The sequence below is a fragment of the Methanosarcina hadiensis genome, from assembly GCF_046529725.1.
Lineage (GTDB): Archaea > Halobacteriota > Methanosarcinia > Methanosarcinales > Methanosarcinaceae > Methanosarcina > Methanosarcina hadiensis.
On the sequence record NZ_CP136241.1, the window covers coordinates 836,666 to 861,794 of the forward strand.

The 25,129-nt window shown below is 43.4% G+C and carries 21 protein-coding genes; 4 read left to right on the top strand and 17 right to left on the bottom strand.

The annotated features are described in order from the left end of the window. Positions 1 to 114: 114 nt before the first annotated feature. The 3 genes from RSJ42_RS03700 to RSJ42_RS03710 form a co-directional block, all read right to left on the bottom strand. Positions 115 to 336 carry a hypothetical protein gene (locus tag RSJ42_RS03700; protein ID WP_410509351.1) on the bottom strand — a complete coding sequence of 74 codons (222 nt, stop codon included), beginning with the start codon at positions 334 to 336 and terminating at the stop codon, positions 115 to 117. Between the two features lie 832 nt (positions 337 to 1,168). Further along, positions 1,169 to 2,338 (bottom strand): ABC transporter permease, encoded by a 1,170-nt coding sequence (locus RSJ42_RS03705; protein ID WP_410509352.1) that lies wholly within the window; start codon positions 2,336 to 2,338, stop codon positions 1,169 to 1,171. Positions 2,339 to 2,413: 75 nt separating this feature from the next. Next, positions 2,414 to 3,559 carry a hypothetical protein gene (locus RSJ42_RS03710; protein WP_410509353.1) on the bottom strand — a complete coding sequence of 382 codons (1,146 nt, stop codon included), beginning with the start codon at positions 3,557 to 3,559 and terminating at the stop codon, positions 2,414 to 2,416. Between the two features lie 422 nt (positions 3,560 to 3,981). Between RSJ42_RS03710 and RSJ42_RS03715 the strand changes: the two genes are divergently transcribed. Next, on the top strand, positions 3,982 to 5,448 hold the full coding sequence (locus RSJ42_RS03715) for a cobyric acid synthase (protein ID WP_410509354.1): 1,467 nt from the start codon (positions 3,982 to 3,984) through the stop codon (positions 5,446 to 5,448). Positions 5,449 to 6,007: 559 nt separating this feature from the next. Here the strand turns inward: RSJ42_RS03715 and RSJ42_RS03720 are convergent. Then, positions 6,008 to 7,192 carry an erythromycin esterase family protein gene (locus RSJ42_RS03720; RefSeq protein WP_410510309.1) on the bottom strand — a complete coding sequence of 395 codons (1,185 nt, stop codon included), beginning with the start codon at positions 7,190 to 7,192 and terminating at the stop codon, positions 6,008 to 6,010. Here RSJ42_RS03720 and RSJ42_RS03725 point away from each other — a divergent pair. After that, the gene (locus RSJ42_RS03725; protein ID WP_410510434.1) at positions 7,146 to 7,382 is read left to right on the top strand and encodes a hypothetical protein; all 237 of its coding nucleotides are present in this window, start codon (positions 7,146 to 7,148) and stop codon (positions 7,380 to 7,382) included. The genes RSJ42_RS03720 and RSJ42_RS03725 overlap by 47 nt on opposite strands. 722 nt (positions 7,383 to 8,104) lie before the next feature. Beyond that, complete coding sequence (locus RSJ42_RS03730) at positions 8,105 to 8,815, top strand: hypothetical protein (RefSeq protein WP_410509355.1); 711 nt, start codon at positions 8,105 to 8,107, stop codon at positions 8,813 to 8,815. Between the two features lie 198 nt (positions 8,816 to 9,013). Here the strand turns inward: RSJ42_RS03730 and RSJ42_RS03735 are convergent, their stop codons facing one another. From RSJ42_RS03735 to ala, 7 genes are all read right to left on the bottom strand, one after another. Next, complete coding sequence (locus RSJ42_RS03735; RefSeq protein ID WP_410509356.1) at positions 9,014 to 10,609, bottom strand: hypothetical protein; 1,596 nt, start codon at positions 10,607 to 10,609, stop codon at positions 9,014 to 9,016. Beyond that, positions 10,600 to 11,829, bottom strand: coding sequence for a Coenzyme F420 hydrogenase/dehydrogenase, beta subunit C-terminal domain (locus RSJ42_RS03740; protein ID WP_410509357.1), 1,230 nt, complete (start codon positions 11,827 to 11,829; stop codon positions 10,600 to 10,602). Before RSJ42_RS03740 ends, RSJ42_RS03735 begins: the two co-directional genes overlap by 10 nt. A 2-nt stretch (positions 11,830 to 11,831) precedes the next feature. After that, entirely contained in the window at positions 11,832 to 12,278 is a 447-nt protein-coding gene (locus RSJ42_RS03745) for a hydrogenase iron-sulfur subunit (RefSeq protein WP_410509358.1), read from the bottom strand. Next, entirely contained in the window at positions 12,278 to 15,322 is a 3,045-nt protein-coding gene (locus tag RSJ42_RS03750) for an FAD-dependent oxidoreductase (protein ID WP_410509359.1), read from the bottom strand. The genes RSJ42_RS03745 and RSJ42_RS03750 overlap by 1 nt, the downstream gene beginning before the upstream one ends. A 167-nt stretch (positions 15,323 to 15,489) precedes the next feature. After that, positions 15,490 to 16,473, bottom strand: coding sequence for a CoB--CoM heterodisulfide reductase subunit B (hdrB, locus tag RSJ42_RS03755; RefSeq protein WP_410509360.1), 984 nt, complete (start codon positions 16,471 to 16,473; stop codon positions 15,490 to 15,492). A 31-nt stretch (positions 16,474 to 16,504) separates the two neighbouring features. Then, on the bottom strand, positions 16,505 to 17,071 hold the full coding sequence (gene hdrC / locus RSJ42_RS03760) for a CoB--CoM heterodisulfide reductase subunit C (protein WP_410509361.1): 567 nt from the start codon (positions 17,069 to 17,071) through the stop codon (positions 16,505 to 16,507). A gap of 558 nt (positions 17,072 to 17,629) precedes the next feature. After that, positions 17,630 to 18,610 carry an alanine dehydrogenase gene (gene ala / locus RSJ42_RS03765; protein WP_410509362.1) on the bottom strand — a complete coding sequence of 327 codons (981 nt, stop codon included), beginning with the start codon at positions 18,608 to 18,610 and terminating at the stop codon, positions 17,630 to 17,632. Positions 18,611 to 18,825: 215 nt separating this feature from the next. On the opposite strand from ala, the gene RSJ42_RS03770 reads away from it, so the two are divergent. Continuing rightward, positions 18,826 to 19,527, top strand: coding sequence for a DUF434 domain-containing protein (locus RSJ42_RS03770; protein ID WP_410509363.1), 702 nt, complete (start codon positions 18,826 to 18,828; stop codon positions 19,525 to 19,527). A gap of 72 nt (positions 19,528 to 19,599) precedes the next feature. On the opposite strand, the gene RSJ42_RS03775 is transcribed toward RSJ42_RS03770, so the two are convergent. The 6 genes from RSJ42_RS03775 to RSJ42_RS03800 all read right to left on the bottom strand — a co-directional run bounded on the left by RSJ42_RS03775 (position 19,600) and on the right by RSJ42_RS03800 (position 24,744). After that, complete coding sequence (locus tag RSJ42_RS03775; RefSeq protein ID WP_410509364.1) at positions 19,600 to 20,652, bottom strand: tetratricopeptide repeat protein; 1,053 nt, start codon at positions 20,650 to 20,652, stop codon at positions 19,600 to 19,602. A gap of 310 nt (positions 20,653 to 20,962) precedes the next feature. Next, entirely contained in the window at positions 20,963 to 21,355 is a 393-nt protein-coding gene (locus RSJ42_RS03780) for a hypothetical protein (RefSeq protein WP_410509365.1), read from the bottom strand. A gap of 531 nt (positions 21,356 to 21,886) precedes the next feature. Further along, a complete protein-coding gene (locus RSJ42_RS03785; RefSeq protein WP_410510310.1) occupies positions 21,887 to 22,105 on the bottom strand; it encodes a cation transporter dimerization domain-containing protein in 219 nt (72 codons plus the stop codon). Positions 22,106 to 22,200: 95 nt separating this feature from the next. Further along, on the bottom strand, positions 22,201 to 23,121 hold the full coding sequence (locus tag RSJ42_RS03790; protein WP_410509366.1) for an AEC family transporter: 921 nt from the start codon (positions 23,119 to 23,121) through the stop codon (positions 22,201 to 22,203). A 287-nt stretch (positions 23,122 to 23,408) separates the two neighbouring features. Beyond that, entirely contained in the window at positions 23,409 to 23,759 is a 351-nt protein-coding gene (locus RSJ42_RS03795; RefSeq protein WP_410509367.1) for an ArsR/SmtB family transcription factor, read from the bottom strand. Between the two features lie 373 nt (positions 23,760 to 24,132). After that, positions 24,133 to 24,744, bottom strand: a complete 612-nt coding sequence (locus tag RSJ42_RS03800) for a DUF3786 domain-containing protein (RefSeq protein ID WP_410509368.1) — start codon at positions 24,742 to 24,744, stop codon at positions 24,133 to 24,135. Between the last annotated feature and the right edge of the window lie 385 nt (positions 24,745 to 25,129).

Here is a 25,129-nt window from a genome sequence, read left to right on the forward strand (position 1 = left end):
AAGCGCCTCAGATAGATTGAAACGACTATGAGTCATATCGGTACGAGATATTCGGTAATGTAACTAAAAAGGGTCGTAAAACCATTCGAAGAACCAGAGAAGAAAAATAAATATTTACAGGAATTCGAGGCACAGGGATACGTAGTATTCTCTAGCAATCTTTTTAAGCCAGTCCGGAACCAGAAAATACCTGTCAACAATAAGTTCGTTCAGGTAATAAAGAGATTCTTCGGATTTGCATTCACTGAGCCTCTTTATGGCAGTCCTTCTCGACCATGCGGATCTTTCATCGTCAAGGGCTTCAAGATAAAGCTGGTATTCTTTACTGTCGTCCATTAAAGTAAAATTATCTACCAAAGAATATAAATATTTGTGTCCGGTGTCTGTGGCTATAATATCTGGAAATCTTCAGGAAGATCTCTGGAAGATCCTTTAGTCCATGAATTGCAGTCGTGTTCTTTGACAGGCAGGAGAATTTCGGACCAGGAGAATTCCACCCCAGGGGAATTTCTGATTTCTGGAAAAAGCATCCATTTAATAAAACTTAAAGACTACCTGTAAACCAAAAAAAGTGGTAAATTTGTGAAAGACACTCCTATGATTTGAAAATAATTTAATAAAAGAAAAATAAAGGGAATTCCCATTATGCAGTGATCAGCTGCTGGAATCCCCCACTCAAATGTCGGTCTGCGCTACAAGTTAGCGCACAAAGATATAGTGGCAGCATAAATATAGTTTGCGAATTTCTTCTTAAAAACTGAAGTTTTTTAGACTTGTTTATGAATATCCAGCATGGTTTCACGCATAAGCCTTCAGTATGTCTAAATAAAGTAAGATAACATGTGTAAAAAAGTCATTTTAGGTAGTAGAATGTAAAAATAAGAAAAGAGAATTCTCATACAATGATCAGTTGATGAGAATTCCTGCACAAGGTCTTTGTTCGCTTCTGTTCGCTATGCTTCTAAGTATGTAATCATTCGTCAAAAAAGATATATAATTACCGGGGTTGAAATTTCAACCCTGGTGACGTATTGATTCGCGTTGAAATGTTTAATGTCATATATAATTTTAATAGCACCATTAATTTTTTTGGTACCATAAATTATTTTGAATGAAGAAATGAAGGAGAAATGAAAAAAATTCTATTTTGTTAGGTTCCTTAGCATATTTACCTTGTGCTTATTGCTTTTACAGGGTCCAGCTTCGCTGCCTGCCGGGCAGGATAAATTCCCGTAATCAGGTTCAGTAGGAAAACAAGGAAAATAATGATTATTATATCCTGAGCGCGCACAACGATCGGTATGTAAGAAATACCCGCGTAGACATCGGAGGAAGCTGCCGGAATCTCATATTGACCTATTGCAAGGGCTATAAGAACTCCTGCAAAAGTACCTGCAAGAGCGCCAAGAAGGCCCAGAATTCCGCTCTGGAGGATGAAAATTCTCTGGATACTTGAAACAGGAGCACCCATAGCGCGAAGCATACCTATCTGACCGGTTGCACCGATAACCGAAAGATTCAGGGTACTGACAACGCCAAAAGAAGCAATGACAATAATAAGCCCATACACGACATTGTTTGAAGTGCTCTCAATAGCAATGGTACGCAGGATTGCAGGATTTGTTTCCGTCCAGCCCTGTGCGTTATAACCGAGTTCCTCTATCTCGTTTGCAACTTCCCTATCCCTGTTAAAATCGTCAAGCCTGACCCAGACCCCATTAACCACGTTCGGGACATCATAGAAATCCTGGGCAGTGTCAAGGGATGTGTAGGCAAGGGATTCGTCCAGAGGTGACCTAGTATGAAAAATCCCCACAACTCTGAGGGAAAGAGGGTTTGCATTAGGAAAAGACACACCTACGGAATCACCTAGGTTAACTTCAAGTTTTTCCGCCAGTCTTGAGCCAATAACCACTGTATTTCTTGAAAATTCCAGTTCACGGAAACTGCCTTCAACCATATCTTCTTCAATAGAGCTGATTTCATTTTCCTGTACGGGGACAACACCTCTGAGTTCTGCATTCAGGGAATTATCCTTGAACCTGAAAGAAGCCTGTCCTGTAAGGAAAGGAGAGACTGCGGTGACTCCTTCAATCGTACTGATTCTTTCCATGAGAGTCCCGTAAAGGTAGATGTAATCCTCACCCTCATGAGGGGAGACCGAGACATGAGGGAGTTTATCCACGGTGGTGTTATAAAGCTCCCCTGTAAAACCCACCATAAGAGCCTGGGAAACCGTAAGTACCATCACAGCAAGTGCTATCGCTCCTACCGAAAGGAGTGTCTGGAATTTTCTTGCACGGATCTGCCTGAGGGCGATAAAGAGTTCATAATGCATGAGACTCACGGCTTTTAGTTTGTCAGATTTTTTTCATGGTATATCTGTACTTTCACAGGCTTTCATTCAAACTGGTTAATGCAGCTTTTTAAACAGCGCGAAAACCATAAAAAACCCCACAACTCCGGCAGCAATTGAAAAACCGGGAATGCCGTTTCCATCGTTTTCACCCGTGGTGTTATTTCCTGTATCAGGGCCTGTCTCATTTATATTTGATGGAGAGAGATCAGATTCGATAATCGTTTCCCTGCGTTCTATAACATCCCCATCGTTTCCTATGAGTTCGATCTCAAGCCTGTAAACGCCCTGTGTGAGCCTTTCTCTCCAGGCCACCTCAACGGTTTCATCATCATCAGCCAGCAGAACAGGCACCCTTTCACTGGCTGACTCAACAAATACGGGACCGCCGCTACCTGTTTCCTGTACCTTATATAAGGAAAAAACCAGGGTTCCTTCAAAAGGAACCTGAGAACTCCCAAGGACGGTTGCGCTTGCCCCGGTTTCATCCTCATAAATATCAGTAATTTCAGCATCGTCTCTGGCAGTAAAATTCTCTGTTGAGGCCGCAAATCCCCGGCTGGGAGAGTAAACATGGACTTTTACTCTACCTGTATACTCTTTATTATTCTCCAGAAGGGCACCCCAGGATGCGGTAAATGTCTCCGGAATGCTGGTAAGAGACGCCTTTTCGGTTTTTGTTTTATATATTACATTGTGCCCGTCCACAAGCATGTACTCAATGTCAAAAAGTGAAGCTTGATTTGGGGAGAGCACAACAGCTATCCCCTCGGAATTAGGAACAAGATCATCTATTCTGAATCTTAAAGCCGAGTTGCTGGCGTAGACAAAATTATATTCCGATTCGGAAAGCACTTCTCCCTGCTCAAGGAGCCTTGCTCTCATAGTATAGGCGCCACGCTCGGCATTCCTTACATCCCAGAAGCCAACTTTCATAACTCTAGTATTTGCAGGAAAACTGCCGGCTGAGAATTCCTGTGCAGCAATGATCTCATCATTCCTGTCAGGTCTGACCAGAGACACTTCCAGGGAAAGGTTCTCTTCTGGCTGGGCTGAGTAAAATGTTACATCAAAGGACTCAATGTCGCTGTAAAGTTCGGCTATACGGACTGAACCCGCTCCGTTGATCTGAGACGTATCTGCTGCTGAGGCTGGAAGAGCCGATAGAAGAAATAAAACAAGTACGAGAAACACGGCTTTCATGGTCTTTTTCCCCTATTCGATTACGAAAAGATTGTATTGATCTTATTTAAAAGAAATGCAGCCGGATAAATTCACTTTTTTCACCGGAAGTAATAAAGTAAACAGAAAAAGCACTGTAAACAGATAAAAATGCAATCAAAGTTAAAAATGAGAAACAAAGAAAAGAAAGAAAACAAAAATTGAAAAGGCAGATAGACGGGAAATAATAGAATGATTAAAGCTAACTAAATAAAACCTGCAAGGAATCCGAAAGTATTTATTCTTTAGTTGAAGTATAAGATCAAATATTTAATCTGAACAAGTTTACTTGATTTATGGCTGTGAGACAGTAGATCTCACGGTTTTTTAACGAACAATTACTTGAAACCGTTACTATACAAGTTATTAAAAATTGCCTGTTCAAGCAGAAGGTGTGGTAAAAAATGGAGAAAAAAAGCCTCTTGATCCTGGGAACCGCCTCTCATGTTGGAAAAAGCTCAGTCGTGACTGCCATATGCAGGATCCTGTCAAGAAACTATAAGGTTGCCCCTTTCAAAGCACAGAATATGAGCCTGAACTCATGGATTACAAAGGATGGAAAGGAAATAGGGATTGCACAGGCAATCCAGGCAAAAGCTGCAGGCACAGAACCAACAGCAGATATGAACCCCGTTCTCCTGAAGCCTAAAGGAGACTGTGTTTCCCAGGTAATCCTGCTGGGTGAGCCCTATGCTGACAAAAGCGCAGGCCAGTATTACGATTCTATTGAAGAGATGCACGCAGTTCTTAAAGGAGCACTCGAAAGGCTCTGGAAAGAGCACGATATTATTGTCATGGAAGGAGCCGGAGGGGCTGCAGAAATCAACCTTTACGAAAGGGATATCGTGAATGTAGGCACTGCCAGGCTCACTCAGGCTCCGATAATCCTTGTAGGAGATATTGAAAGGGGAGGCGTATTTGCAAGCCTCTACGGCACGGTTGCCCTTCTGCCTGAAGATGTGAGGAAAAATGTCAAAGGATTTATAATCAATAAATTCAGGGGTGACATCGAAATCCTGAGACCCGGACTCAAACAGCTTGAGGAAAAAACCGGAATTCCTGTTCTTGGAGTTCTTCCACATTTCAAGCTCCGCATCCCTTCCGAAGATTCGGTCTCCCTTGGAGATAAAGAGGATTCAAAAGCGAAAAAAGAGATTGAAATCGCAGTAATTCGCCTGCCCAGGATCTCAAACTTTACGGACTTCGAGCCCCTGGAAGGACTCGTGAAAGTCAGGTATGTGGATATTGACGAAGAGCTTGGAAACCCTGATGCAATCATGATTCCTGGAACAAAGAACACTGTTAATGACCTCCTTGATCTCAGGGCAAGCGCAATGGACAAAAAAATCCAGGCTTTCAAAGGAAAAATCCCAATCTTCGGGATTTGCGGCGGCTATCAGATGCTTGGCAGGACTATTTTTGACTCAGGAGTGGAAAACGGAGTCGAAGCTGAGTTTGAGGGTCTCGGGCTTCTGGACATAGGGACCAGATTTGGAGAATATAAAAAGAAAACGGTTCAGGTAACAAAGAAAGTCAGAGGCTACGGTCCTATCCTGAAACCCATAGATGGTGAAGAGATAGAAGGCTATGAAATCCATATGGGAGTTACCGATTCAAACCGCACGGTATTCGGGGACGATGGAGCTATCGATGAGAACGGCCTCGTAATCGGCACATACCTTCACGGGCTCTTTGATAACAGGAACATAAGAGATTCCCTGGTCAGGTACCTTTATGAAAGGAAAGGCCTGGAATACAGCCCTGAAGAGATAATGAGTGAAAACGATGCCTACGAAGAGCTTGCAAACGTAGTTGAGCAAAATATTGACATGGAAAAGCTCTATGAGATTGCCGGAGTCCAGAAAATATAAACCTGAGGACATAACCGGAACAGGCTCGTCAGGTATTGCATAGAAGCATTACCTGAGCCTGTTATTTTATCTGTATCTGAGTAAACTCTATATCTATCTGTGTCTGGGTAAACTCTGTGTCATTATATCCGTGAAGGTATATGCCAGGAATTAAAAAAAGAGGCCTTGAGCAGATTCCGGGGAGATATTGGGGAATAGCTGGAACTAAAAAACCAAACCTAGGGTAAAGTACAATGCTTGCGGAGGCATGACTGATCCTCAGAACCCGCTCAACGTATAATATTTTTATTGCTAACTATTTATTCATTGTGAATTTGTTCTACTTAATTAAAGTAAGACTGATTGTTATTTAGTTCGTTCAGTTAGTTAATTTATAAAGTAGTAGGTTTTTGTTTTCTCCCTAAAAACTGGACTATTTCACAGATCTGTCTCCTGCCAAACCCTATTTTCAATATTTTTGGCGGGAGGAGAAAAATTAAAGATATTTCCGTAAGCCTGAAAATCCAGAAGTACCGGTACTGCCTGAAGGGTAGAGCACATTTCTGCCTGAATAAACTTCTTATCGTTGCAGTACTGGCCCACCCCGACTATATCCTGTTGAATCCAGGACAGCCAGCCAGTCGAAATCGGTAAGGCTTTGAGAGGTTAAGGCGAAGTAGGTTGGGTTCTTCATACTGCCAGAGCGTACAGGAATAGCCTCTCTTGCTAAGACTGGAAGCCTTTCGCCATTGTAAGTTGGAATGAACCGCACTGGTCCAGGAGAATAAGTAAGCTGAGATTCAAGAGTGCCTGCTTCAGGCTGACCTACGCCATTGGCTTCTGAAACGCCTACCGCAGAACCAATAACTGCATAGCGAGGACCGAACATTTCATTAAGGTGAGACCCCACAGGCCACCATATCAGTAGTTCGGTGCCCAGCTGCCATTGTGCCTTTCCGCGCTGCAGACGGCTGTTATGGGCAAAGACCAGCACTTTTCCCCTACCACGTTCACGGGACAAAATATACTCCAGATTATCCGCCATCATCGCTTCACGGATGCTGAGACCTTCAATAATCCTTTTCCCTGGCTCCGATTTTCGCGCCAGTGCAGCATGATAGTTAAGTAGCTGCCGTGCCACAGATGCATAGTGCATGGCTTCCAGATAGCGGCTCTTTCCGCTTTTGGCTACCAATTCTGGACGGCGTGCATATAGTTCTGAGATAAGATCCTCTGTTTCGATCCTGAGCGAATTTGCGGCCGATGACAAGCCTATTGACTTCATGGGGTCAATCATCGCAGCCGGATTTTCCCAATCCGCATCCTGACCAAGAAATGTATCGATACGCTCTCTATGGTCCTTTGCGCTGATGCTATCTATCGAAGCAAGGTAATCCAGAACAAGATGCAGAACCTGGCGTGGGCTATCACTGCAGGTCATTTCCGTAGGGCTATCAAATCCGTAAAAATAGAGCTTGAACTTGTGGGAAGGATCGGCATTGTATTGTCGCATCCACTCGACGAGTTCCCGATCAGCATCTAGCCTGCCGAATCCATGGCTAAATCCTGTATCCTGAAGAATTTCATAATTATCTGGATTTCTGCCGGCTATGTACTCATTAACTGCGCGTTCCCGAGGAAAGCTGCTTTCTATAGCAATTGCGCTGTAGCCATGCGCTTCTACCAGACGTCGAAACAGCAGGTTGCGAAGTATAAGAATGTCTTCACCTCCATGGAGAGCTTCCCCAAAGCCAAGCAACTCCACGGAATCGCCAAGTGAAGCTATGACTCTGTCAACGGAAGTTCCGAAAGATTCGGGCGAATCGATAGAAAACGGAATCGTTTCGTGCAGGATCCAATCATCAAGTGTGGCATACACTGGATCTGAACTTCTCGGAGGAAATATTCCTTTTTCCATATCCTCAAGACCTTATATTGATTATATCAATCTTTAATTTTTACATCAGCTCTTTGTTTAAAAGTTTAACTTTTAATTCTTCTGATACCGGATAATCCTGTGAATATAATCTTTCGGTTAGAAGACCAGGATGAGAATGTGAGGATAGGATGAGAGTGTAAAGACAGGATGAGTATATGCAGGTTGAAAAGAGAGGTTGAGCGGTCAGGGGGAGAAAATATGGGGAGTATTTTAGAAAAATTTGATACCAATTGGGGGCTGGTATGTTTACTTGTAGAGGGTGGATAAAACCCATCAGGTTACCCGCTCAACAATATCTATTTTACTGTTAAGTATTTATGTCTTATGAATTTATCTTACTTATCTAAGATCACTAATTTTTGAATTCAATTACAGCCAGATTATATACACTGTTTCTGCTTCTGGTTTTGCTTCTGGTTTTGCTTCTGGCTTTGCTTCTGGTTTCATAGAAATGCTTCTCACCTCATAAAAAAGATTCTTGCTGATCGAAAATTTTCTTATATCACTCATCTGCTTTTCTGAATCATAACTTAATTTATAAAAATTTAAAGTAGTAATAAGTATTACAAATGATTTAGTGTTAGCAAAAATTTTAAAACTAATGAAGTCATATCATTAGAAATATTTTTCAGAGAAAATTTAGAAAAAGATCAAATTACTGATCTTGGAAATCATGCCTGTATAAAAAAACAAAAACAGCCAATTGAAGTCAGGCAGACATTGAATGGAGGATTTAAATTGAAACACGTATTTCAGAGGAAGCCCCTCTTTATAATAGTTCTGTTTTGTGCAGTTGCAGGAATCCTGGGAATCCTGACAGCACCTGCATCTGCAAGTGTTAAATGCTGGGAAATATCTCCGGTCTGTCCCAGCACTGGTGATGTAATCTCAATTTCCGGAAAGGCGGCAGGTAATGAGATCATTGAAATATCCATTTTACATGAAGAGATGGTGCCGGTTTCAGGAAACAATTACAAGTATCAAATAAATAAACTAAAGGTTCCAAAATCGATATCTGGTGGTGAAAACCTATTTACGGTCAATGCCACCGGGGAGGACGGCGCCGTTGTCAGGGATATGAATGTAAGAGTTAAGAAATTTAAGTGGATTTCCAGGCATGTTGATGCCAGAAACGGAAACGCTACAATTTCTCAATCAAACGTACCTTCCTGGATGAGTTATTTCGTGAAAATCGATGGAGAAGTTGCATCCAAAAAAGAAGGGTCCGAAAAAAATAAGGAAAAAAACAATTCAAACAAAGGGCAGGTAAAACTAACTTTCGAAACCTCATACGAAGCTGCACAGGCTAACCCAGATGGAAATTTCTGCTTCAAATATGATACGGACTCGCTTCCTGCAGGCGATTACATAATAAACATAGGTGGCATTGAAAAAAAGCTTACCCTTAACCCTGAAAAAGAAAAAGGATCAAAGCATAAAAATAGGTAAAATTATTTAAAAAATCTTTCTTACGATCGACACATGGTATCCGATCATATGAAAAAAAGAATTAAATGAAAAAATTGCGGCTCCATAGAGATTCTCAGTCTATGGAGCTATATTTACTTCTTTCACATTTCAAATTAATAGTGGTCCGTTCAGATACCTTTTTCCGTTCAGATACCTTTTTCCGTTCAGGCACATTTTTTATCTGGAAAGCTCCACTCCATTTCCTGAAAAGCTTGCAACCGGCAGTTTCTTAGCGGAAAGCAAACAGCAGTTTTCAATGTCCGATACCCTGAACTTAATATCAGCCATCTTTCCCTGAGCCCTGATTTTTACGGTGCCTCCTTTTTTAAGCCCCAGCTTGCGGACCATTTGCAGGTTAAGTTCTACAAAATCGTTGTCGTCTTCAAGCCCGTGCCACATAAAAGGGGAAAGAGAATAAACCAGTGAAGCTGAAAGAAATGCTGGACCGGGTTCTGTGCAGGTCTCTGAAAAGAGCCTGCAGCATTCCTCCTGAGAGGGTTTGCATTTTAAGCAGGAGGTTTCAGCTTCGGATGGTTCAGCTGAGATTGGATAAGGCTCAAAAGGTGCCTTTAAAGCGAAATCGCCTGCTTCCTTTATCCCGAAACCCTCATATACCTCTTTCTGAACCGACTCAAAATCAGGCTGTTTTCCAAAAGTTTCCGCCAGGCTGGAAAGGGCATCGAAACCGATGGTCGAGTTTCCACCTGCCGAAAGGAGCCTTCCTTCAGCATTGAGTGCCGTACCCTGTTTGCGGTAAAATGGTTCGGATGCAATTACTATATCGGCAAGCCCGGAAAATTCTCCCCTCCTTGAAGTCTGAACGATCAGGGTGTCCAGCTTCGAAAGGGTCAGGACTGCAGCCTCCCTGTCAGGTGCAAGCTCAAGAAGATCGGATTCCAGGCAGAAGAGTGTTTTTATTTTCCCGGAATCTATGTCCTCAAGAAGTTTTTTCAGAGTGCGCTGTTTCCTGTTTGCTGCAAGCGCCTCCATTCCTGCAGAATTTACAAAAGGCTTGAGGAATAAAGTTTTCGAACCTGAAGCTTCTGCAAGGTCGATGACCACTTTTATATGCTCAGGGTCAGAGTAAGGGTGAATATCAGCTATAATCACGGAATTCGGGGAAGGGCACAGGGACTTCATATATTCTGCCGGCTTCAGGCAGAACTGTTTATCAGCAAGAGGCAGCTTCCTGGGCCCTATGCAGATAATTTCTGCTCCTTTTTCTTTTGCCCTGAGAATCCTCCTGAGAAGCAGGGGATACTGAGAATAAGGATCAACAAAGAGAAAGATCTGCCCTGCATTTTCAACTTCCTCCAGGGATATACTCCGGTTAAGTACACCGATCATCCTCGCCGGCAGGGAAGAGTAGATACCCATTCCGGTTTCCACGCCGAGACCAAAAACGCCTGCAAGGGCTGAGAAAACTTTCTGTTCTTCATTTGTTGTATTGCCCACGGAAAAGAAAGCCAGGCTTTCCGCGGGTACAGTTTTCAAAACCTTTATGGCTTCTGAGACAGCACCTTCAATTCCGGAGTTCTGCCCCTTCACTATCGAGGTCTGAAGCCCAGCATAATACAGCGGAAGTTTCAGCCCGAATCTGCAGAGTTTGCCTGCGTTTACCGGTGAACTCTTGCGGAAGTCCACAGACACTGATGGCTCTCCGGTTCCGGAAATATTTTCCCTGAGATAAAGCCCGCAGGCAAGCCCGCATCCGGGACATATGCTTGAATATACATTTTCCGGGCACATATTTTTCCCGTCCTTCACCTGCACGAGCAGCCACCCCCTTCTTTGTCTTCATTGTCTTCGGGCTTAAGGGCAAAGAAAGGCGGAGTCCTGTCTGACATACCCGGAAGATACCTGTATTCTTTCTGGACAGGTACGGCAAAACGCTGGTAGAGGCGCGTGAGCGGAATTTCAGCAGGGCATACATCTTCACATTGCCCGCAGCCTATGCAGGAATCCGAGAGGTGCAGGAAGCGCACCATATGGAAAAGGGATATTTTGTAGCTGTCTCCAGGGGAAGAGTAAGAAGTACATTTCGAATCCTCACCGCAGGTGCAGACAGGACAAACTGCCTTGCAGGCTCCGCAGTGGATGCAGTTTTCAAGTTCTTTCCGGAAATACTCGAAGCGATCTTCTCCATTTTCAATAGGGGCAAAAACCTCAGCTTTTCTTTTCTCGCTCATTCCGAGCATCACTCTGTTAACCTTTTCCCGGGCAGAAATTCCTTTTTCTTCAGCCATTATAAATTCGGCAAAACCCGCTTTAACTGCGTTTTTCAGGAGTTCTGCCCCTTTTTCAGTCATAACCTCTACAAAAGTGGCTTTTCCTGCAAGCTTACCCGAAACACCCCAGTTCCCGCATGCCAGGTCAGCATTCATCGGGATTTTCACCTGACAGTAGCGGCAGGAATCTCTTCTTCCAAGGTCTTCGGCTTCAAGGTCATCAATAGGAACTGCGTGTTCTTTCCCGTCTTTCGTGACGAAGACAAGCTTCCCCTTTACTATTTCTTCCCCTTCAATCTCTTCAGGATCAAGTCTGTAAACTGTCTCAAGCATTTTTTTGACCTTTTCAGGGTGCATTGTCCCCCCGCAGTTAAGGCCTATTACGTAGGTATCCTCAGATGAGAGGACATTCCTTTTCGCCCTCTCAATAACTGCTCTTACATCACAGGGCTTTGCTGGCAGGGCCATTTTTCCGGAGCAGGTCTCTGGCTTCAGGTACCTTGCAAGGTTTACAGGAACGGAGTGCATGGAACCTGCAGATTCCAGGACTTCCTGCACGTCCGAGGTAAATACTGGATATGCTTCGAATTCGCTGACTTTTTTCAGGACAAGCGCCCTGTCCACAAGTCCTGTCTCGAGGGCAGCTGCGAGCATTGCTGTCACAAGCCCTCCGGAAGCCCCGCGAGACCTTACATCTTCGGATGCAGCCCAGCCAAGCAGTTTATCCCCTGCTTTAACATCGGAAGCATCTTTTAGTCCTGACATTTTCAGGCCACTCCTTCGGGTTTTAAGATACTGGGGCCAAGCTTTCTGACCTGTTCCGTAACCGTGCGGACAACCTCGGCAAATTTTTCGCCTTCGGATGCCGAGATCCAGTTGATCTGCAGTCTTTCTTCTTCAAGGCCGAGTTCTTTTAACATTGAACGCATGAAATTGAATTTTACAAGGGTTTTTTCGTTTCCGTTTATATAGTGGCAGTCTCCGAGATGGCAGCCAGTGATAAGCACAGCGTCTGCTCCTTCAAGGAAAGCTGAAAATACATGTACAGGGTCTACCCTGCTTGAACACATTACGCGGATGATGCGCATGCCTGCAGGCTGCTGGAAACGCCCGATTCCTGCCCCATCTGCGCCAGCATAGGAACACCAGTTGCAACAGAACATTACAATTTTGGGCTCCCATGCCTCATAGATTTCATTTTTCTCAGGTTCCATTAGCGGGCCTCCTCGGAATAAGTAAAGACATCCTTTACCTGGGCAAGAAGCTGGTCATTTCTGAAATGCTGCTGGTCTAGTGCCCCTGTCGGGCAGCTCATAGCACAGGCACCGCAGCCCTTGCAGAGAGCAGGGTTGACTCCGGATTTCCTTGCCCTGTAAGAAATGCCCTGTTTTTCGAGCAAAATTTCTGTAAGGCTGATTGCTCCGTAAGGGCAGACCTTCTCACAGGCTCCGCACCCAGCACAAAGTTCGGTATCAACTTTTGAGATAACAGCACTTGATTCGAGGGACTTTCTTGAGAGGATTGTACATGCCCGCGAAGCTGCAGCCGCAGCCTGGGCAATGCTTTCGTCGACAAGTTTCGGAGCCTGGGCAGTTCCGCAGAGGAAGACTCCCTCGGTTGCAAAGTCCACTGGCCTCAGCTTTATATGGACTTCCAGGAAAAAGCCGTTTGAGTCCAGAGGGACTTTAAACATGGGAGCAACCTTCCTGTTTGAAGCTGGAGCCACAAGCGGAGCACTCAGGACTATAAGGTCAGCCTCAATTTCCAGGTCAAAGCCTGTAATCTCATCATATACACGGACCTCATTTTCTCCTATCCAGGGAAGCCTGTTGTCGGAATAAGCTATAAACCGTATGCCTGCAGCTCTTGCTCTTGAGTAGAGTTCTTCCCAGGCCCCATAGGTACGCATTTCCCTGTACAGCACGTGCACGGTAGCAGAAGGGTCCTTTTCCTTGATACGGAGAGCATTTTTAACTGCAGTTATGCAGCAGACCCTGGAACAGTAAGGTCGTTCTTTACTCCTGCTCCCTGCACACTGAACCATTACTACGTGTTTTGCATTGAAATCGCCTTCAAGCTCTGCTTCAAGTTCGGACTGGGTAACAACATTCGGGAACTCCCCGTAGCTGAAGTATCCTGCAGGTGAAAGCTCTTCGGCTCCGGTTGCAAGAACAGCGACTGCGAATGGAATTTCCTGTTCTTTACCTTCTCTGTCCCTTACGCGGCCTTTGAAATTTCCAACCGAGCCACTGACATCAACAAGCTCAGAACCTGTCAGAACCGTGATGAGCGGATGAGCCCTGACTTTTTTGATAAGAGGGATAAGGATTTTCTGGGTTTTCCTGCCGTCCTGAAGGGCTGTTATATTCCTCAGGAGACCCCCAAGTTCGTGTTCTTTTTCCAGAAGCAGGACTTCAAACCCGTTTTCTGCGATCTCGAGAGCTGAATGCAAACCTGAAATCCCCCCTCCTAGCACGAGTGCATTATGCCTGAGAGATAGTTCCTGCTTATAAAGCGGAGTAAGGCGTCTGACTCTCGAAACTCCCATCCTCACAATATCTTTTGCTTTCTCAGTGGCTTCTCCTGGCTCTTGCTGGTGAATCCAGGAGCAATGTTCCCTTATGTTCACAAGCTCAAAGAGGTGGGGATTCAGCCCTGCAGCCCTGCAGCTCTCCTGAAAGAGAGGCTCGTGGGTTCTCGGAGTACAGGAGGCGACAAGTACCCTGTTCAGCCCGTGCTCGGCAATCATTTCCTTGATCCTTTCCTGGGCATCTTCAGAGCAGGCGTACATTTCTTCTCTTTTAACTGCCACATTTTCAAGTGTGCCCGCGTAGCTGGTCACTTCAGGAACATTGACAAAGCCGCCTATGTTCGTGCCGCAGTGACAGACAACCACACCAACCTTTGGTTCTCCTTCGGTTGCTTTTTCCGGTGGGAACTTCTTCTTGCTCTCCAGAGTCCCGCGGGCAGGAGAGAGAAGAGCCCCGGCTTTTGCAGCTGCCCCGCTTGCCTGAGCCACGGTATCAGGGATATCTTTCGGACCCTGCACCGCTCCTGCAGCAAAAACTCCGGGCCTGTCCGTACTCATGGGGTTTTCTATTGAAGTGTCGATAAATCCGGCTTCCGTAAGCCCTACTCCTGCAAGCCTGGCCAGTTCTTTTCCTGATTCCGAAGCCCCTATGCCTATCGAAAGGACTATCATGTCGAATTCTTCATGGGCTATGCTGCCGTCCTCTTTCTCGTAAGGAACCCTCAATTCACCTTTCAGGGGATCAGCTTCAACACAGGAAGGGCGAGAACGGATAAAACGGACCTTTTTCTCGTTTTTTGCGCGCTGGTAGAACTCTTCAAAGCCTTTACCGAAAGCCCTGATGTCTATATTGAAAATTGCACATTCAATTTCCGGGTCATGTTCCTTTGCGATAACTGCCTGTTTTACGGCGTACATGCAGCATACCGAGGAACAGTACTTTTTCTGCAATTTCTGGTTTCTTGACCCAACACACTGAATAAAGGCGATCTTTTTAGGTTCTTTTCCTTTTGAGGTCTGCAGGTGTCCGTGATAGGGACCGGATGCATTCAAAAGCCTCTCAAACTGGAGGGAAGTAACAACATCAGGATGCTCGGGCCTGTAGGCTTCAAGCCCTTTCGGATTAAAAGCCTCAAAACCCGCAGCAAGGATTACGGCTCCTGCTTTGAGAGAAAATTCCTTATCTTTTTGAGTATAGTCAATTGCTTCCCTTTTGCAAACTTTTGCACAGTTTCCGCATTTGCCTCTCCTGATGTAGATGCAGTTTTCAGGGTCAATTGTCATAATTCTGGGAACAGCCTGCGGAAAGGCGAGGTAAATAGCTTTCCTCTGGTCAAGCCCTTCGTTGAACGTGTCCGGGACTTTTTTGGGGCATTTTTCAATGCAGTCCCCGCATCCGGTACATTTTGTCTCGTCCACATACCTTGTTTTTTTCCTGACTTTTACGGTAAAGTCTCCGGCAGCCCCGTTAATGGCAAGGACTTCGCTGTATGTGAGCAGTTCTATATTCGGGTGCCTGCTAGCTTCTACGAGCTTGGGAGAGAGGATGCAGGCTGCACAGTCCGAAGTCGGGAAAGTCTTGTCAAGCTGGGCCATTTTTCCACCTATAGTCGGCCCGGACTCTATAAGGTAAACTTTATACCCGCTGTTTGCAAGGTCAAGGGAAGCCTGTACTCCGGCAATACCACCCCCGACTACAGCCACTGCTCCGGTTATATCCGTTTTCATGCTTTCAGCTCCTGCAGATGTTTTTAGATAATTTTGCTTCAGCACAGTATTTTTTCAATGTATTCCGGTGCCTTAAACGCCTTTATCTTTGCCAGTCTTTTAGCTCTTTTTAACTTTTTTAGTTTGTACCCGGTTTTTTCCAGCTAATCTTAAAGGCAGCCCGAAGCTTATACGGGCACTCCACCCTTTCCGGAATCTGTGCCCTCGCCGAGTTGTTTACCCGGAAACCTATTTTCAGCCATTTCCCCGAGCTTTGTATAGAATTCGGTATTCTGAGTGCGGTTTAAGTAAATGCCCAGTTCTTCAGGGGAATATCCGAGAGCAAGTCCGAGGAGCTGGGAGTAGTGCAGTACAGGAATGCTGAACTCTTTTCCCTGAAGGTCTGCAAGTTCAAACTGCCCCTGGTCAAACTGAAGGTGGCAGAAAGGACAGGCATCCACAATACAGTCAACATCTGCTTTCTGCATGTGCTCGAGCTTCTTTTCCGTAAGCCTGAGAGCCACGTCCTGTACGGCTGAGCGAGCTCCTCCCCCTGCTCCGCAGCAGGCTGTCTTATCCTCGTATTCTATGCTGCGGGCTCCTGTAGCCTCTACCAGTTCATCGAAAAAAGAAGGATTCTCCGCGCTTCCGAGTTTTCTTTCATGGGACGGTTTTATTAAATGGCATCCGTAGTGAACTGCAACCCTGAGGTCAAGCGGGTGAACGATTTCATCCCGGATTTTTTCAGGGCTGACTTCCCTGAAAAGGTATTCGACTATATGCCTGACCTCAATTTTCCCGGCAAATTCCCTTCCGATTTCCGAAAGCTTTTCGTTGACCCCTGCTTTTGCCCCGTTATCTTCTTTCAGGGTCCGGTTTGTGTCCGCAAGCGTGGCATAACAGCCGTTGCATATGGTAAGGAGATCAGCATCAATGGCTTCCGAAAGGCAGAGGTTGCGGCTTGCAAGAGTGAGCCAGGTCTTTTTATCAAAGGACTGGAATACTCCGGGGGCAGGGCAGCAGGAAGCCCCTTCAAGTTCTTTCAGGGAAATCCCAAGCCGATCCATTACTTTCCTTGTTGCGCTTTCAATGCCTGGATAGCGGTTAGGGGCGATACAACCTAAAAAGAGTGAAAGGTTACGTTCCGGACTATCTGTACTGTTTTTCGTCATGTTTTTCAGCTTCTTATCGCAAATTCGTATTTCAGGCCGGAGAAGGCTGGTCAAAACCTGCAAGCCTGTCAAATTCGCAGGCTTTAATGAGCTGCCTTACTTCTTCAAGGGCTTCCGGGCAAGAGTGCACGGTTCCGGGCAGTTCATCGAGTTCAAGCTCTTTCCGCTTTTCCCTGTTCTGCTCATCAATCGGAACACCATGCCCGGTACGCATTACGTACTCAGCGATCTTTTTATGAGCTGGAAGCATGACACCGTTCTTTACGGCAATACCTCGGAGCTTAAGCATGGTGTCCACGGTTTTAACTCCTTCTGGGCATCGTTCTTGACACCTGAAGCAGGTAGTGCAGTACCACAGGTGCTCGCTGTTGAGCACGCGGTCCCGCAGCCCCATTGCAGACATGCGCAGAAGTTTTTTTATGTTGTACTCAGGCACAACATCAGTCACCGGGCAGCCTGTTGAGCAGCCCTTGCAGTTAAAACACATCAGAATTTTTTCCGTTCCGGCTTCTTCTTTTATTTCTTCGAAAAAAGCAGGGTCGGATTCTGAGGTTTTTATAGGGTATTTCATAGGTTCATCCCTGATACGTTTCTTCATTTTTGAAGTGGGTGGATAGTCTCAAATCTGGACATTTTTCCAGGTTTCAGGTGATTCCTCAAATGCCCATCCTTTTTGAGGGCATTCGGAATGCTGTAAATTAAATTCATGAATCTTATATGCACCAATTTCCATTACCTGAAAAGGTAGGTTAACCAGGTGTTTCTCCTTGAGGTTAACTTAAAATGCCCGTGGGGTAATAATATAATAATATATTTAAACGTTTCGCGTATTTATCATGATAAATAATTAAAAATATAACAAGAAAAAAATATTTAAAAAATAGAATTTCAGCTATTACCGGCTTATTTCACAAATTCGGATGAGAAAATTAATGGATGAATAAAATAGTACGGTTAGAATGAGCAGAAACTGGAAAAAAGTGCTGGGTTTCGCATTACTCTGGAGTGTTAAAAGATAAAAATTGTAGTTATCTCACTAAAAATTAAGAAAAAAATATCGAATAAATAATAAAATAGAAAAATATCGAATAAATAGTAAAACAGAAAAATATTGAATAATGATAAAAACAAAAAATTCGGAAAATAATAATGGGTATCAGAACATTCGGACCTGCCTGCCAAGCCCTTCCCGGACAGCTCTTTCATAAACAAGGTGAGCCGTTGCAACATCCTGAATTGCAAGCCCTGTAGAATCGAATATCGTAATCTCTTCTTCACTCGTCCTGCCGGGTTTGAGGCCGACCATTACTTCTCCAAGCTGGGCATGGATATCGGTTTCTGAAATGTAGTGTTTGGAGAGGGGGACGTTTACTTCCCCTGAATGAAGCGCCTGAACCATATCGTCAACTATGATTTTGGCGCGGAGGAGAATTTCCGGGTCGAGTTCTTCTTTTCCTACGGCATCTGCACCTATCGCATTTATATGGGTGCCTTCTTTTATCCAGCTGGCTTTTATTATTGGTTTCCTTGTTGGGGTTGTAGTTACAAGGATATCGCAGTCGCAGACTTTTTCAATACTTTCTTCGTAATGCATCTCACAGGGTACAATATCTGCCATTTCACGGATAAACTGCTCACAGCTTTCTTTTGTTCTGGAATTGATCCTGACACATTCCGGCTCGAAAACCTCACAGAGAGCTTCAAGCTGGGTTCTTGCCTGGTTTCCTGCACCTACGAGCCCGAATACTTTTGAGTCTTTCCTTGCAAGGTACTTTGCGGCAATTCCGCCGGCTGCACCCGTCCGTATATCGGTAAGGTAAGTCCCGTCCATAATTGCCACAGGAGCTCCGGTCTCAGGGGAAATAAGGATGATCAGCGCCATCACCGTTGGAAGGTCACGCATGGGATTCCCGGGGTGGACGTTTACAATCTTTACTCCTGTAATATCTTCTTCTTCAAGGTATGCAGGCATTGTTCGCAGATCCCCATTGTAAGCGGTATAATATAAATAGGATTTCGGGGGCATCTGCACCTTGCCAAGGCCGTGCTGTCTGAAAGCTCTTTCGACTACCTGCATATCGGAATGCATGTCAATAACACTTTTTACCTCTTCCTGACCCAGCCACAATACTTCCATAGTGTAACCCTCCGGAGCCATAGATTTATCACATCCTGTAGTAAGCTGGCTTCCGGTTGAAAACCAGGCTTAATTAAATATACCGGAAAGAAAACCGACAGACTAACAGGCACATCGACTGTCGGGTAGCATAGTTTGACACTTTTATTTGAGCAAATATGTATACTATAACATATCTTCACTCATTTAAAGAACTTCCTTCGTGAGGGAGAATTATGCCAGAGAATCCTGCCGCTTTTTCCGGACCAGACCAGAAAGAAAGATTATTGAAGCCTGCCAGAGATATCCGGAGCATTTTGCGCTGGGGCTACCCAAAGTTTGCAACCATCCGTTTCGTGGCTGAACATTTCAGGCTCAGTGTAGAGGAACGGCACATTCTCACGAGGGTAATTATGCCTCCTGAAAAAGTAGCTGCCAGAATCCGCAAAAAAGTATCCTGTGATAGTGTAAGTAACAGAGATCTTCTCCTTGACGGGTATAATGTCCTGTTAAGCGTGGACAGCCTCCTCAGGAAAGAGCCTATGTGGTTCTGTGACGATGGATATATACGGGACACCCGCTATTATTTCAGTAAAACGAGCCATGCTGAAGATATTGAGGGGGCCCTTGACCTGATTCTTGAATTTTTATCCGAAAAAAATCCCGGATCAGTAACCTTTTTACTTGACTCCCAGATTAGCCGGAGCGGAGAACTTGCCGGTTTCATCCGTCATAAACTTGAAAAACATGGAATTCAGGGACAGGCATATACCTCAAAAACCGCGGATTTTGACCTGAAAAAGGAAGGAGGAAATCCCGAAAAAAACGCTATTACAGCAACATCCGACGGAATTATAATTGACTCGGTGCTGCATGTAATCGATATTCCTGCCTGCCTTATGGAAAAAATGGGGATTGAGCCTCTAAGGCTTTACTGAATCAAGGCTTTACTCAATCAGGGCTTTATTGACCAGGAACTACCTGACCTCGCAAGCATGGCTCTTTATTCATTACCATGCATCCCGCCTGAAACATTCTGCCTGTCTGCAAATCTTTTCAGCTTCTGCGTACTGCCCTTTTTCTTTAAGCAATTCTCCGTATCCGGAAAGACTTCCAAAATGCCCCGGGTCGAGTTCAAGAGCTTTTTTGTACTGGACTTCAGCCTCATGTCTGTGTCCAAATCTTGCAAGCAGCCTTGCATATTCGCAGTGAGCTTCCACATTATCAGGGCTTATCTTAAGTGCATACCTGAAGTGCACTCTTGCACCATGAATAAGTCCGTGTTCTGCAAGCAAACGGGCGTAGTAAAGGTGGAGTTCCGGATTTTCAGGGTCTGCTTTGAGGGCTACTATGTAATGAGTTTCGGCTTCAAGCGGTTTCCCCTTTTCCTCTAACAGGCGGGCATAGCGGAAATTTGATTCAACGTGATCGGGGTTAAGCTCAAGAGCCCGGGTATAATGGTAGCCTGCTTCGGTTTTCTGCCCACGCCTGTAAAGCAAGACTCCATACCTGCAGTGGGCTTCTACATGTGCGGGATCGAGAAGTAGAGCCTTTTTGTACGCTTCTTCGGCTTCATCCGGTTCGTTGAGCCTGTAAAGCAGGCAGCCATAGTTGCAGAGTGTTTCCACATGGAAAGGGTTAAGTTTAAGAGCTTTTTCATACTGAACTCTAGCATTGTTCAGTTCTCCTGCTTCAACAAGCACGGCCCCATATCCGCAAAGAGCTTCTACATTCTCCGATTTTTCTTCAAGGATTTCTTTAAATTCCCTGGCAGCATGCTCCCTCAGTCCGAGTAGAGATGCCGTCTTCCCTGCTTCCATATGGGCATTTTCTCGAACCTCCCCTGAGAAAAGCAAAGCAGATGCCCTGGAAATTACATATTTTTCCATATACATCTTCTCGTTGCTGAAGATAAAGGAGAGTTTCAGCAGGGTATGTGGAGAAATCGAATTCTCACGTGAAAGAGAAATGACAAACTCAACGACCTTATCGAGATCAGATTCATCTTCAGAAACCTTCTCGATTACATGAAAAACCAGCTTGTCTACGGCATCTATTTCCATGCTCAAAAACCTCCTAAATTTTATGACCAGAGTTAATTTATTCCACTGGCTATAAATAATTAGCTATATTCAATTTTTAGAATAAATTTAAAGAGATATATATAAAAAAGGTAAAAACCGGATTGAGCCCAAAAAACTGGAATAAGGAAATCAGATAACCTATAACCGACAGGTTAACAAATCGAGAAAATTGGGAATGAAATTTTTATTACATTGAGATAGAGATGAAAGTAAAAAATTGAATTTTCGTTATCTTTTAAACCTTTGTTATCTCTTAAACCTTTATAATCTTTTAAACCTTTGTTATCTCTTAAACCCTGTTCACATGCAGGCTGTACCTCGGCTCGATGTCATACATGCCTTCAAGTTCCTCTTCTGTCAGGAATCCTCTTTCTATTAGTTTGCTGAGGGTTTTCCTGTCAACGGATTCTACCATATCCCAGAGCTCCCGCTTCTGAAGATAAGGTTTCAGTTTACGGATGCGCCAGAGTTTCCAGTCAATTCTTTTCCGCCTGAGCTCCACATCTCCTATTCTCAGGACATCGATACCTTTCTCGTCAAAGGTGTTCAATATGCGTTCCCGGAGTTCTTCCCGCCTCTTTTCAAGAACAGCTATCGCAGAGACAATCTCATCATACTCAAGTGCAACATCGGCAAGGTCCATCCCTTCAGGATCCTGTTCGCTTATATCGAATTCTACCACTCAAACTCCCCCTATACTCTTAAACTTTATATATTCCGCTCTTCCTGTCCTTATTGTTATAATTCCCATTTAAATTATTATTTGTTATAATTTATACTCCTAACTTTATTCAGTTAATTAAGTAGTTGTTAAATATGCATTTTTAAAATATATAATATATCTAATGTTTCTTTCCTAACTTCCTTAGCTAAAACAGGAAAGTGAATTACTAACTTTCTCTGTTTTTTCCGATGAAAAAATCAAACCCAAACTATTATTACAAAAATGATTTTTAATTACAGTTATTTTTTTTCTTTGCTACAGGGTTTTTTTACCTTGTTATCCTGGACAGCATGAATACGGTTCCAATAAAAAAGTTAAAGCAATTACTAGGCTACAATAAGAAATAAGGGAACATGCCAAAAATGGAATGAGCTTTATGATATTTAATCTTCACAATACTTTCCAAATACACTTATATAATTGGTGCAAAGAAAAAAATAATGCTCTGAACATCAATATTTTCTCATAAATTTTCATTTCTTATTTAAATTAGATTCTTTTATTAGTAGCTACCTTTCGTAAAACTGGCACAAAATGGAAGCATTCACCTGGAGCTGTACTGGGATCTACGTGAATAGTAGTGCCTGAAATATGTGGCAAATCCTTCAGAAGCTTTTCCCTTGTTGTATTGGCAATTTCGTGCCTTTCTTCAACCGAAAGCGAAGACGAAACAGAAACGTTGATCTCCGCATGAAGCCTGTGCCCTATCCAGAGCGAACTCTAAGATCCGTGACTTCGCAAACTCCATCGACCCGCACTTAAGGCAAATGTAGCAAGCATAGAAGAATCTACTTTTCCGTAATTCATATTGTGAAAAATACCACCAATGGAATCGTCACTATACTAATGGCCAGAGTTGCAACCGTTATCCCGGCGGCGTAGGCACCTTCGTGTCCGTGCATCTTAGCTATCATCGGCACGACCGTCATCGTTGGCAGGGACATCAGGATGATCATGGACCAGATCATGTCATTCGGCAGACCCGTCATAAACAGGAGCTTGCCCAAAAGGACCGGTAGAACGATCATTTTAACAACTATGCCGAAATACAGATCTTTTGTTTTGAATGCGTCCTTCCAGTCGGAGTAGAAAAACAGGGCGCCCAAATAGATTAAAGCCATAGCGCCGACCGCGTTTTTGATCGTCTGAAGTGCATCATCGACGACTATCGGCAGTTTGATACCGATCATAATGAAAATGAATGCCAGAGCAATCGCAATAATGTTGGGGTTCACAAAGCTCTTTAATGCTATTTTCGCTTTTTGATCGGATGCAGTTGCAAGATACACTCCGTAAGTCCAGAAAATGAGTTGATCTACAATGCTGAACAACGCCAGATATAGAAATCCGCCTTTCGGAAACAAAGCTATAAGCAGCGGTGCACCGACAAATCCGGTGTTTCCGAAGATGAATGCAAACTGAAAAACCTTTGCTTTGTCGCCTGTAGGGCGAAGCACTTTTGCTAAAAGCCAGGTGACAGCGCAAATAACAAAATAAAACAAAGCCGCAAGACCGATAATGGCGGCATTATCCAGAACCATCTGCCTTGTCGTTCCTGCATATGTCATATAAAAGAACAGCACAGGCAGAAGGATCTTTGTAACCAGTTTGGCAAGATCCGGCAGATAATTCTCCTGAATAACACCCTGCTTAGCCGCCATATGTCCGACGAGTAGAATACTGAAGAAAAGGATCATCTGATGAGTGACGATTGAAAACAACATCTCACAAATCCCCATTTTGTTTATCTTAAAAGCGCGATAGGAATGCTAATCCACCCGCGAGCCTTTGATATTTTACTATAAAGTATTCTCAACTTTTTCGGTTATTATAAACAATTACAAAGCAGTATCTTTACAGATGCATACCCTTGATGATATCATAAATGGTAGCAGTTGTGAATCATGATGTAAGTATATTCAAGTCTATAAGCATATAAGCAAATACTTATAGTCAAGATATTATATATTTACTATCAATTGAATACTTATAATCGAGACAAAATATTCGCTTACTGATCCTTATTATTATAAGGACATTTATCACAGGAGAAATTATACTGGCATCTCTCAAAGGCTGTCTTGAATAACTCATCTATATCATTCCTGTATCCAGCCAACACATCGGAATTAATTTTATAGAAGACTCTAAAACCTCTTCGATTCTCTTCAAGTATCCCAATATTCTTTAAAATCTTTATATGCTGGGATGTGGCAGGTTGAGAAATGCCAAGTTGTTTAGCTACATCAGAAACACAAAAGGTTTCATTGTTATTAGAAGCAAATATTTTTACTATTTTTAGTCTTTTCTCATCACCGAGGGCTTTGAGAACTTCAGCCATGTTTTTTATATGACCTTGCATTAATTTACCTCTTAATTTATAAGTATATAAGCATTCTCTTATACATATTTGTCAGGCACTACAAATAATTATCTCTTTTTACCTGTTTCGCCAAATACTGAAGTTATATCCTGGCAAAAAAGGTATCCTTTTCAATTTAGGTGGAAACACTTTCATTTTCAGTTAAATGCATATTTCTATTCGAAATCATCAATTTGAAGAAGATATGGTTTTTTGTAATCTTTCTCATAGAACTTCACACTTGGTGAAAGCTTAAAACCAATATTTTTACTTACATGAGAAGTAACAGTTATCGTCTTCGTTTAGGGAGCCTTAATATTCGTTTAGAGAATGTTTTAATATTCATTTAGAGCGTAGCTTAATATTTTTCCTATTATCCCTCAATTGTGGAGGTCAAATTGAGTTTTAAGGCACTTTCTGAACTATTATCCAATAATGCTATAGCCAGGAAAAACATCAAAGCTGCAACTTCCTCTGTAGTAAAAATTTCTGCCAATTCCCTATCGAATAGTATAGTCACATCAGGTGGAAGCTCTTCATCTGCAAACCAAAAATTAAACTTGACATGAACATCTGGAAAGGTAACGAGCTCTACCGAGACATCACCATCTTCAACAAGCTTGCCCCCATAGCGACCCGTTAGATTCCTGATCAGACTATCTGGATCTTCTCTAAGGCCTTTCAGTAACGGTTTGATTGTATTTTTCTGATAAGCTGGATAATAGCTTGGCCCGCCCCTGAGTTCTTTGAATGAAATCCATTCTCCTGTCTGGTTATACCCATGATTTAGGATGCCTATGAGATAACGAAGGATAAGTACGGATATTTCCTCGCTTGCAGGAGAGCCAGATGATTTCATCAGCACGGTCTTATTGATTACTTGTACTTCATAAGTGTCAGTTAAAAATTTGACAGCGTGTTTTTGAGAAGGAGATAGCGCTATAATCTCATTCCATGCCTTGTTGAGTGCGATTTCGTACGTCACGGTCTCTTAACTCCTTATTGTCTGTTATTATACACGATCAGGCTTATAACCTGCTGCTGGAGGATAAATACTTCCAGTTTTCATCACTTTAAGGGATGACGCCAGCAATTTAACGAAAATATACGCCAGGCTTTTATGTGTAACAGGACAGCAGTTTTTCTTATTCTTAATAATCCCTATTGACATCCAATAAATACTATTTTTGTATAGACATAATTAATGTCTATATTTACAGTCTCATAGAATCCTTTTCTTCTGATATATACGATATTTTGATCGAAAATAAGTTAACCTGATATATTCTGATACATTCTGATTTCAGGTTCCTGTGTCCTTAAGCCTGAATGTCACTATATCAGTATTTCCAGAGTCAGGAGTACTTTTA

Bases quoted from the DNA above. Each gene is read 5' to 3' on its own strand.
- RSJ42_RS03700 (WP_410509351.1), bottom strand. From the start codon at position 336: ATGGACGACAGTAAAGAATACCAGCTTTATCTTGAAGCCCTTGACGAT.
- RSJ42_RS03705 (WP_410509352.1), bottom strand. From the start codon at position 2,338: ATGCATTATGAACTCTTTATCGCCCTCAGGCAGATCCGTGCAAGAAAA.
- RSJ42_RS03710 (WP_410509353.1), bottom strand. From the start codon at position 3,559: ATGAAAGCCGTGTTTCTCGTACTTGTTTTATTTCTTCTATCGGCTCTT.
- RSJ42_RS03715 (WP_410509354.1), top strand. From the start codon at position 3,982: ATGGAGAAAAAAAGCCTCTTGATCCTGGGAACCGCCTCTCATGTTGGA.
- RSJ42_RS03725 (WP_410510434.1), top strand. From the start codon at position 7,146: ATGTCTTCACCTCCATGGAGAGCTTCCCCAAAGCCAAGCAACTCCACG.
- RSJ42_RS03740 (WP_410509357.1), bottom strand. From the start codon at position 11,829: ATGTCAGGACTAAAAGATGCTTCCGATGTTAAAGCAGGGGATAAACTG.
- RSJ42_RS03745 (WP_410509358.1), bottom strand. From the start codon at position 12,278: ATGGAACCTGAGAAAAATGAAATCTATGAGGCATGGGAGCCCAAAATT.
- RSJ42_RS03750 (WP_410509359.1), bottom strand. From the start codon at position 15,322: ATGAAAACGGATATAACCGGAGCAGTGGCTGTAGTCGGGGGTGGTATT.
- hdrB (WP_410509360.1), bottom strand. From the start codon at position 16,473: ATGACGAAAAACAGTACAGATAGTCCGGAACGTAACCTTTCACTCTTT.
- hdrC (WP_410509361.1), bottom strand. From the start codon at position 17,071: ATGAAGAAACGTATCAGGGATGAACCTATGAAATACCCTATAAAAACC.
- ala (WP_410509362.1), bottom strand. From the start codon at position 18,610: ATGGAAGTATTGTGGCTGGGTCAGGAAGAGGTAAAAAGTGTTATTGAC.
- RSJ42_RS03770 (WP_410509363.1), top strand. From the start codon at position 18,826: ATGCCAGAGAATCCTGCCGCTTTTTCCGGACCAGACCAGAAAGAAAGA.
- RSJ42_RS03775 (WP_410509364.1), bottom strand. From the start codon at position 20,652: ATGGAAATAGATGCCGTAGACAAGCTGGTTTTTCATGTAATCGAGAAG.
- RSJ42_RS03790 (WP_410509366.1), bottom strand. From the start codon at position 23,121: ATGTTGTTTTCAATCGTCACTCATCAGATGATCCTTTTCTTCAGTATT.
- RSJ42_RS03795 (WP_410509367.1), bottom strand. From the start codon at position 23,759: ATGCAAGGTCATATAAAAAACATGGCTGAAGTTCTCAAAGCCCTCGGT.